General features: G+C 36.1%; 17 protein-coding genes, 2 tRNA genes and 1 other annotated feature. Of the genes, 1 reads left to right on the plus strand and 18 read right to left on the minus strand.

Annotation, left to right across the window (positions count from 1 at the left end):
• Positions 1–15 precede the first annotated feature (15 nt).
• The 18 genes from KQI71_RS00440 to KQI71_RS00520 all read right to left on the minus strand — a co-directional run bounded on the left by KQI71_RS00440 (position 16) and on the right by KQI71_RS00520 (position 14,404).
• A tRNA-Glu gene (locus KQI71_RS00440) sits at positions 16–87 on the minus strand.
• A gap of 91 nt (positions 88–178) precedes the next feature.
• The gene (locus KQI71_RS12305) at positions 179–1,105 is read right to left on the minus strand and encodes a hypothetical protein (RefSeq protein WP_253287860.1); all 927 of its coding nucleotides are present in this window, start codon (positions 1,103–1,105) and stop codon (positions 179–181) included.
• A 60-nt stretch (positions 1,106–1,165) separates the two neighbouring features.
• Complete coding sequence (locus tag KQI71_RS12310) at positions 1,166–1,825, minus strand: glycosyl hydrolase 53 family protein (RefSeq protein ID WP_330655210.1); 660 nt, start codon at positions 1,823–1,825, stop codon at positions 1,166–1,168.
• Positions 1,826–1,910: 85 nt separating this feature from the next.
• A complete protein-coding gene (locus KQI71_RS00450; protein WP_216433009.1) occupies positions 1,911–2,705 on the minus strand; it encodes an ABC transporter ATP-binding protein in 795 nt (264 codons plus the stop codon).
• A 16-nt stretch (positions 2,706–2,721) separates the two neighbouring features.
• Complete coding sequence (locus KQI71_RS00455; protein ID WP_216433011.1) at positions 2,722–3,615, minus strand: ABC transporter permease; 894 nt, start codon at positions 3,613–3,615, stop codon at positions 2,722–2,724.
• A 122-nt stretch (positions 3,616–3,737) separates the two neighbouring features.
• Positions 3,738–4,745: an ABC transporter substrate-binding protein gene (locus KQI71_RS00460; RefSeq protein WP_216433013.1), complete on the minus strand. Its 1,008-nt coding sequence runs from the start codon at positions 4,743–4,745 to the stop codon at positions 3,738–3,740.
• Between the two features lie 124 nt (positions 4,746–4,869).
• On the minus strand, positions 4,870–6,198 hold the full coding sequence (locus tag KQI71_RS00465) for a C39 family peptidase (protein ID WP_253287862.1): 1,329 nt from the start codon (positions 6,196–6,198) through the stop codon (positions 4,870–4,872).
• Positions 6,199–6,222: 24 nt separating this feature from the next.
• Positions 6,223–7,539 (minus strand): glucosaminidase domain-containing protein, encoded by a 1,317-nt coding sequence (locus KQI71_RS12755; RefSeq protein ID WP_216433015.1) that lies wholly within the window; start codon positions 7,537–7,539, stop codon positions 6,223–6,225.
• A 224-nt stretch (positions 7,540–7,763) separates the two neighbouring features.
• A tRNA-Thr gene (locus tag KQI71_RS00475) sits at positions 7,764–7,836 on the minus strand.
• A 52-nt stretch (positions 7,837–7,888) separates the two neighbouring features.
• Entirely contained in the window at positions 7,889–8,602 is a 714-nt protein-coding gene (locus tag KQI71_RS00480; protein ID WP_216433017.1) for a metallophosphoesterase family protein, read from the minus strand.
• Positions 8,603–8,623: 21 nt separating this feature from the next.
• The gene (locus tag KQI71_RS00485) at positions 8,624–9,217 is read right to left on the minus strand and encodes a sigma-70 family RNA polymerase sigma factor (RefSeq protein WP_216433018.1); all 594 of its coding nucleotides are present in this window, start codon (positions 9,215–9,217) and stop codon (positions 8,624–8,626) included.
• Between the two features lies 1 nt (position 9,218).
• A complete protein-coding gene (gene rlmB, locus KQI71_RS00490) occupies positions 9,219–9,959 on the minus strand; it encodes a 23S rRNA (guanosine(2251)-2'-O)-methyltransferase RlmB (RefSeq protein ID WP_216433021.1) in 741 nt (246 codons plus the stop codon).
• Positions 9,949–10,392: a Mini-ribonuclease 3 gene (locus tag KQI71_RS00495; RefSeq protein ID WP_216433023.1), complete on the minus strand. Its 444-nt coding sequence runs from the start codon at positions 10,390–10,392 to the stop codon at positions 9,949–9,951. The genes rlmB and KQI71_RS00495 overlap by 11 nt, the downstream gene beginning before the upstream one ends.
• Positions 10,377–11,780 carry a cysteine--tRNA ligase gene (gene cysS, locus KQI71_RS00500; RefSeq protein ID WP_216433024.1) on the minus strand — a complete coding sequence of 468 codons (1,404 nt, stop codon included), beginning with the start codon at positions 11,778–11,780 and terminating at the stop codon, positions 10,377–10,379. Before cysS ends, KQI71_RS00495 begins: the two co-directional genes overlap by 16 nt.
• Before the next feature lie 4 nt (positions 11,781–11,784).
• Complete coding sequence (epsC, locus tag KQI71_RS00505; protein ID WP_216433026.1) at positions 11,785–12,477, minus strand: serine O-acetyltransferase EpsC; 693 nt, start codon at positions 12,475–12,477, stop codon at positions 11,785–11,787.
• Positions 12,478–12,667: 190 nt separating this feature from the next.
• Positions 12,668–12,886: a binding site (T-box leader), on the minus strand.
• 57 nt (positions 12,887–12,943) lie between these two features.
• A complete protein-coding gene (locus KQI71_RS00510) occupies positions 12,944–13,498 on the minus strand; it encodes a biotin transporter BioY (protein ID WP_216433029.1) in 555 nt (184 codons plus the stop codon).
• Between the two features lie 166 nt (positions 13,499–13,664).
• Entirely contained in the window at positions 13,665–13,844 is a 180-nt protein-coding gene (locus tag KQI71_RS00515) for a hypothetical protein (protein ID WP_216433031.1), read from the minus strand.
• Positions 13,832–14,404: a sugar O-acetyltransferase gene (locus KQI71_RS00520; protein WP_216433033.1), complete on the minus strand. Its 573-nt coding sequence runs from the start codon at positions 14,402–14,404 to the stop codon at positions 13,832–13,834. The genes KQI71_RS00515 and KQI71_RS00520 overlap by 13 nt, the downstream gene beginning before the upstream one ends.
• A 130-nt stretch (positions 14,405–14,534) precedes the next feature.
• Between KQI71_RS00520 and KQI71_RS00525 the strand changes: the two genes are divergently transcribed.
• Complete coding sequence (locus KQI71_RS00525) at positions 14,535–14,789, plus strand: HPr family phosphocarrier protein (RefSeq protein ID WP_330655184.1); 255 nt, start codon at positions 14,535–14,537, stop codon at positions 14,787–14,789.
• The last annotated feature ends 17 nt before the right edge of the window (positions 14,790–14,806 follow it).

The following is a 14,806-nucleotide window of genomic DNA, read 5'->3' on the forward strand; positions in this document are numbered from 1 at the left end:
GATGTTTAAGGCTTATGACTCCAACGGGAATCGAACCCGTGACTCGACCTTGAGAGGGTCACGTCTTAACCTCTTGACCATGGAGCCATTTCAAATAAATAGAGGGGCTTTTTGACAGCCACCTCTATCTATTATGAACTTTTTTTACAAAAAGTCAAGTATTTTTTAAAATTTCTTGTTATTTTATAACTTTTGCTGCTTTTCTGTTAATATACCCAACGAATTTTCCATTTTTCGTATATAACGCAAGATAGGTTGTTCCATTTTCATGTTTATATTGATACTTTGCTTTATATGTTTTCTTATATGGATTTGTGCTCGCTTTTTTCCAGTCAAAGTTTTTATAAAGTGTATATTTCTTTGATATAATTTTTACATTTTTGCCATAACGAATTGCTTTTCCCTGTGCCGGGGTATTTATAGCACCTAGTTTCTTTGTTGCCTTCACATCAATATATCCGACCCATTTTCCTTTGAGTGTGTATAAAGACAAATAGGTTGTTCCATTTTCATGATGATACTGATATTTTGCAGCATAAGTATTATTATATGGATTTATATTTGCTTTTTTCCAGCTAAAATCTTTATAAAGAGCATATTTTTTGCTTGTAACTTTAACACGATAACCATATTTTATTGCTGTTCCCTGAGGTATTTTCGTATAAACAATTTTCTTTACACTTGTTCCATTTTTCATTCCAGAAACTGTAATTGTATATTGATTATCCGGTGGTAAATATCCAGAAATTTTTGGAAGTTCTACTTTCTGTTCCTCTCCAACTTCTACTTCAACAGTCTGATCTTTTACAAGTTTTTTTCCATTTTTATCACAGAAATTTAAGACAATAGTCTCCATCTTATCTGAACGATAAGTAATTTTCTTACAAACTACACCACTTGTTTGTCCCTGAATCGATACTTCATAATTATGATCTGCAGGTTCGTATCCTTCTATATTCGGCAAAGTTACCGTTGTTTTTTCTCCAAGTTTTACTTTTACAATCTTTCTTGTTGTTCCCTTAAGTTCTTTTCCATTACTATCGCAAAACGTAATCAATGTTGTCTGCTCTTTTTCTTTAGACGATGCCTCTTTGTAAAACTTCATAGATTGTAATGGATATCCAAGATCATCAAATAATCCCTGGTTATCCCAACTGGAACCACCTCATGCTTCTTTTCCATTATAATACATTTCATCATCTGGAGCATATCCAACTGCGCCTTTCGAAGCCCATCCTGTTCCATATTGATCTGCCATCTTTTTATTATATTCCCAGTTATTCCATCCTGCTTTTACTGGAATCCAGCCTGGCTCCCAGTAAAAGGCACCAAGTCCGTTGTCTTGTGATGTCAGAACTTTATACATACCGGTCAACTCATCAACCTGTCCCTGTGGCCCAACGGTATACGTCTGTTTTAAATCACTATTAAGTGATCCAATAGAGTTTGGAGTTCCATCTGCATCTTGTAAACTGTTCACCCAACTTGTTTCAAGTACTGCAAACAATTTACCTTTCTTTGCAGCAAGATTTTGTATCTGTCTTAATCCATCTAAAGTATTTCCCCAAAATGGATAGTAAGAAGATCCAAGAACATCATAATCGACATCCCCTTTTTCCCATGCTTCCATAATTTTTGTATACTTCTCAACATCCGATGTTTCCAAATGTAGGGTAACCAATGCCTGTGGCAATACTTCACAAACTGCCTTAGAACCAGCATTTAAATACTGATCTAGTCTTTCATAATTTTTCTTATTGCACCAAATATCTTTATAATCCCCACCATTTCGGCTTTCTATAATTCCTGCCATACCATAGGTAATTTCATTTTAGAAACGTGCGCCGCTAGGCGCACATCAAAAAATATAGCAGGAAACTCCTGCTATATTTCAATCCATATACTAAATTTTATGACAATAACATACGGTCATTTGCAAAATCTTCTCCACTAACTTCTTCAAATTTTTTCAAAAGATCTGCAACCTTTAAATTTTTCTTTTCTTCTCCGCGAACATCATAAATAACTTTTCCCTCGTTCATCATAATTAAACGATTTCCTATATGAATCGCATCTTTCATATTGTGAGTAACCATCAATGTCGTCAACTGATCTCTGGCAACAATCTTTTCTGTGATATCCAGTACTTTTTTTGCTGTCTTCGGATCTAGTGCTGCAGTGTGCTCATCCAAAAGAAGAAGACTTGGTTTGCGAAGAGTTGCCATTAACAGCGTCAGTGCCTGTCTTTGTCCGCCAGAAAGAAGTCCTACTTTTGAAGTCATACGATCTTCTAATCCAAGACCTAAAACAGATAATTTTTCTTTAAATTCCTGTTTTTCTTTTCTTGTAATACCCCAGCTTAATCCTCTATGTTTTCCACGACGATTTGCCATTGCCATATTTTCCTGAATCTCCATTCCGGCAGCGGTTCCGCGCATTGGATCCTGAAAAACTCTTCCTAACATATAAGCTCTTTTATATTCCGGGAGATCTGAAATATCTTTTCCATCCAAAGTAATTGTTCCCTGGTCAATTGGATAAACTCCGGCAATCATATTTAATGTCGTTGATTTACCAGCACCATTTCCACCAATAATTGTTACAAAATCTCCTGGATTCAGATGAAGATTCACTCCATTTAAAGCTTTTTTCTCGTTGATCGTTCCTTTATTAAACGTTTTATGCACATTTTTAATATCTAACATCTTAAAACCCTTCTTTCTATGCCGGTGTTCTGCGCTGTGAATATTTCGCTTTCAGTGCCGGAATACCAAGTGCCAGTGCTACTACAATTGCCGTAAACAGTTTCATATCATCTGTACTTAATCCAAAATGCAGTACGAGAGAAATGATCATACGATAAATGATGGAACCACCGATCAATGATGCTAGAATATAGGCAAAATTAAAACGTTTTCCAAAAACAACTTCTCCAATCACAATCGAAGCCAAACCAATCACAATGGAACCGGTTCCCATTTTTACATCTCCATATCCCTGATTTTGAGCTACCAAAGCACCAGAAACAGAAATCAGTCCATTGGAAATAACAAGACCTAGCACTTTTGACGTATCTGTATTTCCACCTAACGCACGAACCATGTATTCATTATTTCCTGTTGCACGAAGTGCACATCCAATTTCTGTACCAAAAAACCAGTATAATGCGATAATCACAATCACTCCAATAACAACTCCAACAAGTAATGTTGACAATGTCTGATCAAATCCAAAAGCACTCATCACTTTTGTAAATGCTGTATCTTCTCCAAGTAGTGAAACATTTGGCCCTCCCATAATACGAATATTGACAGACCATAAAGCAATCATTGTCAAGATACCTGCAAGAATTGCCGGAATCATAAGTTTAGTATGAAGAATACCTGTCACCCATCCAGCTGCCATTCCTGCGACAAGTGCAATTAGCAGTGTCAAAAACGGATTTACACCTCTAGTAATAAAGATGGCGCTAATACATCCTCCAAGGGCAAATGTTCCATCACAGGATAAATCTGCGATGTCCAAAATTCTGAAAGTAATATAAACACCCAGTGCCATAACTCCCCACAATGTTCCCTGGGCAAGAGCACTGTACAGATTTGTAACTAAATTCATTTCCTCACCTCATTAATTAGTTATATTATATATCGGTTTCTTTATGTTGTTTTGACATATAAAAGTGCCTTCCCAAAAGACTTTAAGAAGACACCTTTTATTTCAAAATATTCATTCGATGATTACTTATCTGTTTTCTTCTGTGTTGTAACCATTTTTGCCTGTTTCTGTAATTTTTCTGGAATCTTGATGCCTAATTTCTTTACCGTATCTTTGTTAATAATCAAATCTGCATTTTCCTGATATTCAATCGGCATATCCTTTGGTTCTGATTTTCCTTCTAGAATTTTAACTGCCTGTGCTGCGGTCTGTTTTCCCAATTTATAGTAGTTTACACCATAAGTTGCAAGTCCGCCACCAGTACACATACCTTCTTCTCCTACGATAAATGGTATTTTTGCTTCATTTGCTACCATAGAAACAGTATTGATACCTGCTGCTATCATATTATCTGTTGGTGAATAAATCGCATCTACTTTTCCTTTCAAGGATTCCACAACCTGACGAATTTCACTTGATTCTGAAACCGTTGCATCTACAGACTCAAGACCTAATTTCTTTGCTTCTTTCTTTGCAATTTCCACCTGGAATTTGGAATTAGCTTCTGCAGAACAATAGAGCATTGCAACTTTTTTTGCGTTTGGAACAAGTTCCTTTAAAAGTCCCATCTGTTTTTTTACTGGAGTTAAATCCGATGTTCCGCTGACATTTGTTCCCGGTTTTTCATTAGATTTTACAAGTTTTGCATCCGCAGGATCTGTAACGGCTGTTACAAGAATCGGAATATCCTTTGTTTCGTTTGCCATTGCCTGCGCTGCAGGTGTCGCAATTGCAAGAACAAGATCACATTTATCTGTCACAAATTGCTGTGCGATTGTTTGACAATTTGATTGCTCATTTTGTGCATTTTTATACTCAATTTTAATTTTATCTCCGTCTTTATATCCAGCATCTGCAAGTCCATCTTTAAAACCTTTATAAGCCGCATCCAATGCATCATGTTCTACAAGCTGGACAACCCCTACCTTTTTCTGTGCATCAGAACTTCCACCTTTACTGGAACATCCTGCAAGCAGTGCAGCACTCATTACGACTGCCATACCAACAGCTGCTAATTTCTTTAATCTCATAACTTTTCCTCCTCTTTTAATTACACGTTAACACTTCAACGCTTTTATGTGCTAAATTATATACCGTGCATCTTACCATGTCAAGGAAAAGCAAGAGAAATTCTACAAAATCTACCCTCCTTTTCTATTTTCCCTGTGTCATCCAAAAAATAAAATTCAAACAATCTTTCTGAAAAATCAATGAGGACACATTTTCTAAAAAATTCCGATCTTTTTGTGCGGAAAAAATATAATATTCTGATGAAGCAAGTCCTCCATAATGAAGTTTTTCTGCTAAAAACCAATTACCAAAAGGAGAAGTCGGTCTGGAAGCAATCGGATGTGAATCAAGAACAAGATATTTTTTTGTTTTCTCATTATAATCCGCCACCGTAACATAATGGCCTGGAACATGAGAAATTGCAACACAACCACGTCGTAATTCTTCTCGAACCTTAACAAGGCTATCCGTAGAACCTTCATAATAAAAATCATAGGCACTTCCATACTGTTTTGCTGCTGCCTTAAAAATCCCACTATCTGTCCCTGATCCAATGATGCGATAGTTTTCCCTAACCGCAAGGTCTGCAAATAACATTGGATCTGCAAATTGTCCATTCAATGCATAAACTGCATTTGTGATGGCTACGACACCACATCCTGCTGCCGCTATTTTCCCGCTGTATTCTTTAACATTTCCATAATTTTTTCTTGCCCATGCCGGATCATACTGCAAAAAATTTCGATATGGATTTACATTTTTATTTTTCATACGAGTAAACTTCCATTGAAACTTTTTTGACATAGCCTCTGATTTTGGTAAATCAAAACGATTGCTTAACGTTTCATTCTTTGTATCAAGTTTTATTGTTTTGTATTTTTGTTTTAAATAACGTCCCGTTTTTACTTCTTTTAGATAAAAATGATCATATTCACGAATCAATTGCCACCTGCTCTTTGTCTGACCAAATTTTTTTGCAAGTTCTTTTATCTCATATTGTTGATTCCCCAAAAATTTTAATCTCACTTCCATGCAATCTTCATCATCGTTCTCATTTTCCATAAAATAAGTTCCGTCTGCCAGAAGCTGTTTTTCTGCACCATTATAAAATGCTGCATGTTCTGTATAATCTTGCTTTTTTATCCAACCAATTCCCTGTCCATTCTTTCTTTCATAAATCATTTGAAAATAAGCTCCTGCTTGGCTTACAACGATTGCCCCGGAATATTTCGGGGCTTTCGCAATTTCTTTACTTCCATTAAAATCATTGTAAACCGGTACTGAAACTTTCAAAAACACATATTGCGGCTTCTCATTTTTCTGATAAATTTCTTTTTCAAATAATTGGTAACTTTTTTGTGGATTATCAAAATATCCTGGTTCTGTCGCAAAAACAGTCCATGGCATTAGAAAAATACCAAGACTGACGACACTTGCAACACTTACGATTTTCCTTATTGTTTTCTTTTTCATTCATAGTTCTCCGCAAAAAATAATCTATTTTAATTTTTCCATGAGTTTATAGCCATTATTTGTTACAGATGCTGCCCAATCATCATCCACGCAATAATTATAATTTACCCCAATAACGCTTGGAGCCTTATGATAATAAGCTTCATCTGGTAATAAATATCGTTCCTTTAACAGCTTTGCTGTCATCAAAAGATTCTCTTGTTTTGTCTTAGTATTAATTCCCTTTGCAGAATCAGAAGTCACTCCATATCCTGTAAGATTATTATCTTCTCTCGCCCTTCGGCTTGTTCCCCAGGCACTTTCATGTGCTGCAATCCCCATGATGACAACACAATTCACCTTATACTTCTTTTCACACTGATAAAATGCACTGGAAAGTTCTTCCAGCTGTGTTCCTTTCAACATTGATTTAATTTCGTTTTCCGAAAGATTGCTTACTTCCAAAAGATTTGTCGGGCAGAAAACTCTATATCTTGTTTTTTCAAGTTTTACAATTTCCTTTTCTTTATCAGCCAGTTTTTTCTCTAATTCCTTTCTCTGTTCTTCCTGTTTTTCCTTCGATTGTCCCGTCTCTTTAAGAATATGATCAAAATATGGTTTCAATTGAATTACCTGATCTTCCACTGCACTAATTAAAGACATTCCATTTTGGTCACCAAAAGTATAATCTTTAAGATATGTATCCAAATATCCCTTCTGAATTCCTGCAACCTTAGCTAACTCCTGATTGATGTCATAATTTGCACCAATCGTGCCTTCATTTTTTACCCCTGTTAATAACACTTCCATTGGTATTTTTTGTTTTTTTGAAATAAATTCCAAATCAGTGTATAGTTTTTCCAAAGATTTATGAATCTGATCTGCTTTTTTCAATACGTTGATATCAGCTTGTATTTGTTCTTTTTCTTTTTCCTTTTTCTGTATTTCTTTTATCGCTTCCCTTGACTGTTTTCTCACAGTATCTTCTGGAGCTTTGATATTCCGTTCCTTTTTTTTCTTTTCTTTTTCTTTTTTCTTTTTTTCCTCTTCCTTTTTTTTCTTCTCTTTTTCTTTTTTCTTTTTTTCCTTCTCTTTCTTTTTCTTTTCTGCTTCTTTCTTCTTCTTTTCCTTCTCTTTTTTCTTTTTCTCTGCTTCTTTCTTTTTAGAATCTTTCTTTTTCTTCTTTTTTGTTTTTTTCTTTGTTGTATGCTTTTTCTCTGTTGTTGTATGCTTCTTTTCTGTTGTTGTCGTGTGTTTCTTTTCTGTTGTTGTAGGATTTTTTTTCTCCGTTGTTGTTGTATGTTTTTTCTCTGTTGTTGTGGTAACAGCTTCTGTCGTTGCCGATGATGCTTCTTTTCCCACTTCTTCCTGTGACTCCTTTGCAAAAACCGAAGAACTTATGCTAAAGCATAAAATGAAACAAAAAATTAAAATTTGCCGACATTTTTTCCGTATCATAATAAACTCCTTTTCTTCATAGATATTATCATCTATCTTTCTTTGTTTCAGTATATCGCCAAGCTTCTAAAAACTCAACCAAAAATACCAATAAAAGAAAAAAGGTCCGTAAATACGAACCTTCCCAAAGCTGCTGACGGGAGTTGAACCCGTGACCTCCTCACTACCAATGAGGTGCGCTACCTCCTGTGCCACAGCAGCAAAACCGTAGATAAATTTAACATATATTACGGTTTTTGTCAATACTTTTCTCCTACTTTTTTATTTCTACATAAAATTCTTTTAAGTCATTCAAACGAAGACAGCCTAGGTTTTCCTCATAAGCAGCGCCGCAGTCAATCGCAATTCTATGATTCCAAAAAGCAATCTGAAACTGACTGCATCTTTTTCTCTGCTCCTCTGGCAGAGAATCTGCATAACGCAACATTGCACCTGTCGGTGTATGTCCAAAGATAATATAATAAGAAGAAATTATATGAGAATTAAAAAACTCTTCCCGAATCCACAGAGCATCTTCTTCCTCCACAACCTTCGGTATTTCTTCTATGGAACCATCTTCCATTTTTACTCCTGCATGAATCAGAAGATAGGAAACTCCTTCTACTTCTATCATTTCATAAAGAGGAAGACTCTTTATGTAGGAAAGACATTCCTCCTGTTCTTGCCTGGAAAGCTTTTCATAAGCGGATAACGTCGCATCACCCCCATTAAACATCCAAGTTCCCATCCACATATCCGCAGATGTTGTCAATGATTTCATCATCATATCTTCATGATTTCCAAGAAAAAGTTTCATATTTTTCTGTTCTTTAATATACTTAAGCAGCTCAATGCCATCCGGCCCACGGTCAATTACATCTCCAAGAATATACATTCTATCATTTTCATTCCAGTTTATTTTTTCCAGCATGGAAAAAAATGCATTTTTATGTCCGTGTAAATCTGATATCACATATATATTTTCCATACACTTCCTGCCTTTCTCCCCTTATGAATTCTGATTCAATTTCCTCCGAATTCTTTGAATGGCATTATCGATTGATTTATCTGTCTTCCCAAGCTTTTTTGCAATTTGTGTATAATTTTCACCTCTTAAATAATAACGCATCACCTGTTTTTCAAAAGAGCTTAACTTTTTTCCCATTTCCTGATAATATCCCTTGATCGCTTCTTTTTGAAGCAATACCTCCTCAGGATTCTCTACAGGATCTTCCAAAGCCTGGTCCAGATTATGTTCTTCTTCGCCATGTTCTTCAAAAATTGAAATATAATTATTCAGCGGGTTGTGTTTTTTTCGATTCGATGCCGTCACTGTTGTATAAATTTGTCGTCGAACACACAGCATAGCAAAAGTCGCAAATGATGCATCTTTTTCTTTGTTATAACTGCGTACCGCTTTAAACAGCCCGATCATCCCTTCTTGAATCAGATCTTCTTCATCTCCTCCTGCAAGGAAAAATTTTCTTGCCTCCATACGAACATATCCACGATACTTTTCAAGCAGACAGTCCATGGCATCTTCATCCCCAGCTTGGATTTTTTCTAAAAGTTTCTGATCCGAATCATCCTTATAGTTTAACATTTTATTTTCCCATTCGTTGTCTTACAATTTCAAATGCAAGAACCCCAGCTGCCACAGAAGCATTCAAGGAATCAATATCACCTTTCATCGGAATTGAAGCAATAAAATCACACTTTTCTTTTACAAGACGGCTTACCCCTGAACCTTCGTTTCCAATTACAAGACCAATAGGTCCCGTCAGGTTCTGACGATACATCACTTCGCCATCCATGTCAGCGCACACAAACCACATACCACGTTCTTTTAATTCTTCCATCGTCTTTGCCAAATTTGTCACTTTTGCCACTGGTGTATAGTGAATTGCACCTGCAGATGTTTTTGCCACCGTTGGGGTTAATCCTGCCGCACGATGTTTTGGTATAATGACTCCATGAGCTCCAGCAAGATTTGCTGTACGGATAATTGCTCCAAGATTATGCGGATCTTCAATCCCATCCAGCAAAATAAAAAATGGATCTTCTCCCTTTTCTTCCGCTTTCTTAAATAAATCTTCTACTTCTGCATATTCATAAGCAGCTGCAATTGCAACAACTCCCTGATGATGTTCCTCCGTCAAATGATTTAACCGATCTTTATCTACAAACTTCAGAATTGCATCTGTTTTTTTGGCTTCTCTTACAATCGTACGAATCGGCCCATCCTGGCATCCATCCAGAATAAAAATCTTATCCAGCGGTTTCTTTGCACGCAACGCTTCGATGACAGCATTACGCCCTGCAATTATATTTTCTTTATGATTCATTTTCTTTTTCTTCTCCTAATTCAAGACCGATGCCAATTAATTCGATGACACGATCCATATTTCCTTTCAAAAACAAATATCCCATCAGCGCCTCAACCCCGGTTGCTTTCCGATAATCCAACACCGATGCATGTTTTGCTACACTTCCAGATTTTGAATTTCTTCCACGCTTATAAACTGCCATTTCTTCATCATTCAAATATGGTTCAATATTTTCAAATACAGCTGTCTGTGCAGAAGCTTTTACCATACTGCTTGATTTTTTATGATATTTATTAACACTCATATTTCCGGCAGACATTACAATGGTGCGAACAACAATCTCATAGATTGCATCCCCAATATAAGCCAATGCAAGTGGGGAATAACTCTTAGGATCAAGTCCACTAAGATGAAGCTCTTCTTTGATTTTTGTTATTAAGCTCTGCTCCATTTTACACCTTCTCTTGTATCTTTCAAGATAATTCCCTGTTCCAACAGCTGATCGCGAATTTCATCTGCTCTAGCAAAATTTTTATCTTTTCTTGCCTGCTGACGTTCTTCAATCAGTTTTTCAATCTCAGCATCCAGGATTTCTTCTTTTCTCTCTGTAATAATACCAAGAACCCCACACAATGTTTCTAGTACATTTAATACTTTCTTGGCATAGGCAGCCGTGCCATCTTTCACTGTAGAATTTGATTCCCTTACAATCTCAAAAATAGCAGAGACCGCGTCTGCTGTATTAAAATCATCTTCCATTGCTGCTTCAAATTTCTTCACAAGCTTTTCAACTTCAGCAAAATGTTTCTGATCTTCCTGTGTCATTTCTCCTTCTGGACGACTTTGTGCCATTTCACGGCATAAATCAACTGCATTCAAAATTCTTTCTAAACCTGTCTGTGCACTTTCTACGAGTTTATCACTGAAATTCAACGGTGTACGATAATGTGCACTTAACATAAAGAAACGAATTACTTGAAGAGGATATTTTTCTCCAATTTCTCTTACCGTAAAGAAATTTCCAGCAGATTTTGACATCTTCTTATTATCAATATTTAAAAATCCATTATGCATCCAGTAGTTTGCAAATTTTTCATCATTACATGCTTCACTTTGTGCGATTTCATTTTCATGATGCGGAAAGATCAAATCTTCTCCCCCAGCATGAATATCGATCGTATCTCCAATATATTTTTTAGACATTTCCGAGCATTCAATATGCCATCCCGGACGTCCCTCTCCCCATGGAGAATCCCATGCAATTTCTCCTTCTTTTTTTGGTTTCCATAATACAAAATCTAAAGGATCTTTCTTTCCTTCCTCTCCAGTTACCTTAATCTGACGATGTCCTGCTTCCAGATCATCAATATTTTTCTTTGAAAGCTTTCCATAATCTTTGAAAGATCTTGTTTTAAAATAAACAGTTCCGTTCACTTCATATGCATGCCCTTTTTCGATCAATTTCTGAATCATTTCAATCATACCGCCAATTTCTTCCGTTGCACGCGGTTGATGTGTTGCCGGTTTGATATTCAAATCAGCCATATCCTTTTTACATTCTTTAATATATCGCTCTGCAATCTCAGTTGCCGTTACACCTTCTTCATTGGCTTTCTTAATAATTTTATCATCTACATCTGTAAAATTGGATACATAATTAACATCATATCCTTTATACTCAAAATATCGACGAACCGTATCAAAAATAATCATTGGTCTTGCATTTCCAATATGAATAAAATTATAAACGGTCGGTCCACAAACATACATTCCAACTTTTCCTGGTTTTACCGGAACAAATTCTTCTTTTTTTCTTGTTAATGTATTATAAATTTTCATGTTTTTATCTTCCTCTTCTTTCATTCCTCTGACAATGTTCAATAAAAGTTTGCAGTGCCTGACGAAGCTCTGCATTTTCTCTTGCAAGTTTTTCGATATCCATATCGATTGGGTTTGGAAGATCAATCTGATCAAGATCAAAACTCTGAATACGATTGACACGCTCTCCATCACGTTTAATCACTTTTCCAGGTACTCCAACAACTGTTGAATTTGGCGGAACATCAGAAACAACAACACTTCCTGCACCAATTTTCGAATTTTCTCCTACCGTAATTGATCCAAGAACTTTTGCTCCAGAACTAATCATGACATTATCTTTGATTGTTGGATGACGTTTTCCTGTTTCATGTCCTGTTCCTCCAAGTGTTACGCCCTGATATAATGTTACATTATTTCCAATAATGGCAGTCTCTCCAATAACAACACCATGCCCGTGGTCAATAAAGAAACCTTCTCCAATTTGTGCACCTGGATGTATCTCAATTCCTGTTTTTCTCGCCATTTTCTGTGAGATTTTTCTTGCATTATAAAAATCTCCCTTTTGGTATAATTCATGCGCAATACGATATCCATAAAGTGCTTTTACATATGGATAAAGAAAAACTTCTCGTTCTTCTTTTAATGCTGGGTCCCTCCTTTTAATCGTATCATACTGGCTTTTCGCAAATTTTCGAAAACCCAAATCAAATATCATTTTACTCATTCCTTCCATATTATATAGTTTTCATCAATGTTTGTCATTCCCATAAGGAATTCCTATGACAGAACAAAACAGATAGTTTTCTATAATAAAACAAGAAAGCATCATGTTTTACAGGATTCTCCGCCTACGGCGGGTCGCTTCAACAACAAATTTCCTATGAAATAAAAAACTCCGTCTCCAAAAAAGAGACGAAGTTATCCGCGGTTCCACTCTTTATAAAAAATACTAATGTACTTTCCACTCATCTTCCGTTAACGCCGGCAACGTACAAAACTACTGACCTTCATCCTGTCTGCTCCCAGATGCATTTCCCAACATTTTCCCTTAAAATCACTTTCAGCCGATGATGATTTCTCTCTGATAGTTCTTATGATGGTACTTTTCTGTTCTCTGCATTTAACTATCAATAGTTTATGCTTTTTCTATAAAAATGTCAACAAAAGATTTGTTTTTTATCTTATGCAGCTATTGCCATCTGTCGAACAGCTTTTCTTACAGGACTCCCAATAAGAATGGCAATCACAATTTTTACAGCATCTCCTGGAAGATAAGGAATCACTCCTGCAAGTAATCCCTGAGCAACTGTTAAATGTGCCTGCCAGCAAAGCCATGCTGTCCCGAATGCATAAGTAACTGCAGTTCCAAATACCATTCCAATTACACACCATAATGGATTTGCATGAAAGTGGTCAATAAACCATCCACTGATCAATGCAAGAAAGATAAATCCAACTAAATATCCCCCTGTTGGTCCTGCAAGTTTTCCAACTCCCCCTGTAAAAGCAGAAAAGATAGGAAGCCCTGCTGCTCCTAATAGTAAATATACAATATAACTAATCGTTCCTTTTTTCATTCCAATGACCATCACGGTAAAATAAATTGCAAGATTCGTAAAAGAAATCGGCACCGGCGTAAACGGCAATGTAATTGATAGCGGTCCTAAAATACAAGTTAATGCCGCCATTAATCCAATCATTGTAATATCCTTCGTCTGAAATCTTTGTTTTTCCATTTTTTCTTTCTCCCATTTTTCTCATTTTTGATTCACAAAGGCCTTATTTGTTTATCTTTGCTTAGTATACTCCCTAGCCTCTTTATTGTCAACTATTTTTATTTTAAAGTTGACAATAAAGTTAACAAAAAAGAAGCATCTTCTCTGATACTCCTTTTTTACTTTTTTATTTTTCATCTTCTTCCTCAAGAATTCCTAATTCTTTAATTCGATCCTCTATCTTTTTCAAAGAATCTTCATAGGTTGTGGTTTTGTTTTCTTCTTTTGCTTCTCCCATACGGTCCAGCAATTCATCAATACCTTTACTATATGGATTGTTATCTTTTTTTCTTGTCAATAATCCCATGTTCTTCCTCCTGTTTTACTAATTACCCTGCATGGATTTCCTGCTGCTACAGCGCCATCCGGAATATCATTCATAACCACACTTCCCGCCCCGATTGTCACATCATTTCCAATGGTTACACCAGGGAGAATCACACTATTACCTCCAATCCATACATTATCTCCAATCATCACCGGAAGTGCCCACTCAAACCCAAGATTTCTTCTCCGAATATCCATCGGAGGCTGTACTGTATAAATTCCTACATTTGGTGCGATTTGTACATTATTCCCAATGGTTACTTTCCCGGCATCCACAATGGTCAAATTAATATCGGCAGAAAAATTATCTCCGACCATGATCTGATATCCATAGCTGCAATAAAAAGGCGCTTCCACCTGTATTTTATCACCGGTCTTTCCAAGCAGCTTTCGAATCAAATCCTGACGGTAATCACTCATTTCCGGATTGGTCTGATTATATTCTTTTGTGACACCTTTGGCATGATTTCGTTCAGCATTTAATACCGGATCATCTGCCCGATATAAAATGCCCATCAACATCTTTTGTTTTTCTGTCATATCAAGATCCTCCACTTCTTTTTTATTGTATCATAAACATTTCTTATAAGAAAGAAGTTTGACTTTCTTACCAAAAGATTGTAGGATGATTATAGAAAATTTTCATAAATAATATAGGGAGGAAATAAAAGTGAAGAAAACATATACCATCTTACTAGATTCCATTAATCAGGTAAAAGACTTTGCCAATATGATCAATCGTTTTCATTGTGATGTTGACTTGTCTTCTGGACGTTACGTCATCGATGCAAAGTCCATCATGGGAATCTTCAGTCTTGATTTACAAAGCCCACTAACCCTAACAATCTATGGTGACAACGAAACTGACGAAGCCGAAATGGCAGATATCGAAAAAGCCTTACAGCCATTTCTTGTAAAAAAATAATAGAATGGCAAAGCCGC

Origin of the sequence: Anaerostipes sp. MSJ-23 (assembly GCF_018918155.1) — a bacterium.
GTDB lineage: Bacteria > Bacillota > Clostridia > Lachnospirales > Lachnospiraceae > Anaerostipes.

Excerpts from the sequence above, each read along its gene's own strand:
- KQI71_RS12305 (WP_253287860.1), bottom strand. The coding sequence starts at position 1,105 with ATGAAGTTTTACAAAGAGGCATCGTCTAAAGAAAAAGAGCAGACAACA.
- KQI71_RS00450 (WP_216433009.1), bottom strand. The coding sequence starts at position 2,705 with ATGTTAGATATTAAAAATGTGCATAAAACGTTTAATAAAGGAACGATC.
- KQI71_RS00455 (WP_216433011.1), bottom strand. The coding sequence starts at position 3,615 with ATGAATTTAGTTACAAATCTGTACAGTGCTCTTGCCCAGGGAACATTG.
- KQI71_RS00460 (WP_216433013.1), bottom strand. The coding sequence starts at position 4,745 with ATGAGATTAAAGAAATTAGCAGCTGTTGGTATGGCAGTCGTAATGAGT.
- KQI71_RS00465 (WP_253287862.1), bottom strand. The coding sequence starts at position 6,198 with ATGAAAAAGAAAACAATAAGGAAAATCGTAAGTGTTGCAAGTGTCGTC.
- KQI71_RS00480 (WP_216433017.1), bottom strand. The coding sequence starts at position 8,602 with ATGGAAAATATATATGTGATATCAGATTTACACGGACATAAAAATGCA.
- KQI71_RS00485 (WP_216433018.1), bottom strand. The coding sequence starts at position 9,217 with ATGTTAAACTATAAGGATGATTCGGATCAGAAACTTTTAGAAAAAATC.
- rlmB (WP_216433021.1), bottom strand. The coding sequence starts at position 9,959 with ATGAATCATAAAGAAAATATAATTGCAGGGCGTAATGCTGTCATCGAA.
- KQI71_RS00495 (WP_216433023.1), bottom strand. The coding sequence starts at position 10,392 with ATGGAGCAGAGCTTAATAACAAAAATCAAAGAAGAGCTTCATCTTAGT.
- cysS (WP_216433024.1), bottom strand. The coding sequence starts at position 11,780 with ATGAAAATTTATAATACATTAACAAGAAAAAAAGAAGAATTTGTTCCG.
- epsC (WP_216433026.1), bottom strand. The coding sequence starts at position 12,477 with ATGATATTTGATTTGGGTTTTCGAAAATTTGCGAAAAGCCAGTATGAT.
- KQI71_RS00510 (WP_216433029.1), bottom strand. The coding sequence starts at position 13,498 with ATGGAAAAACAAAGATTTCAGACGAAGGATATTACAATGATTGGATTA.
- KQI71_RS00515 (WP_216433031.1), bottom strand. The coding sequence starts at position 13,844 with ATGGGATTATTGACAAGAAAAAAAGATAACAATCCATATAGTAAAGGT.
- KQI71_RS00520 (WP_216433033.1), bottom strand. The coding sequence starts at position 14,404 with ATGACAGAAAAACAAAAGATGTTGATGGGCATTTTATATCGGGCAGAT.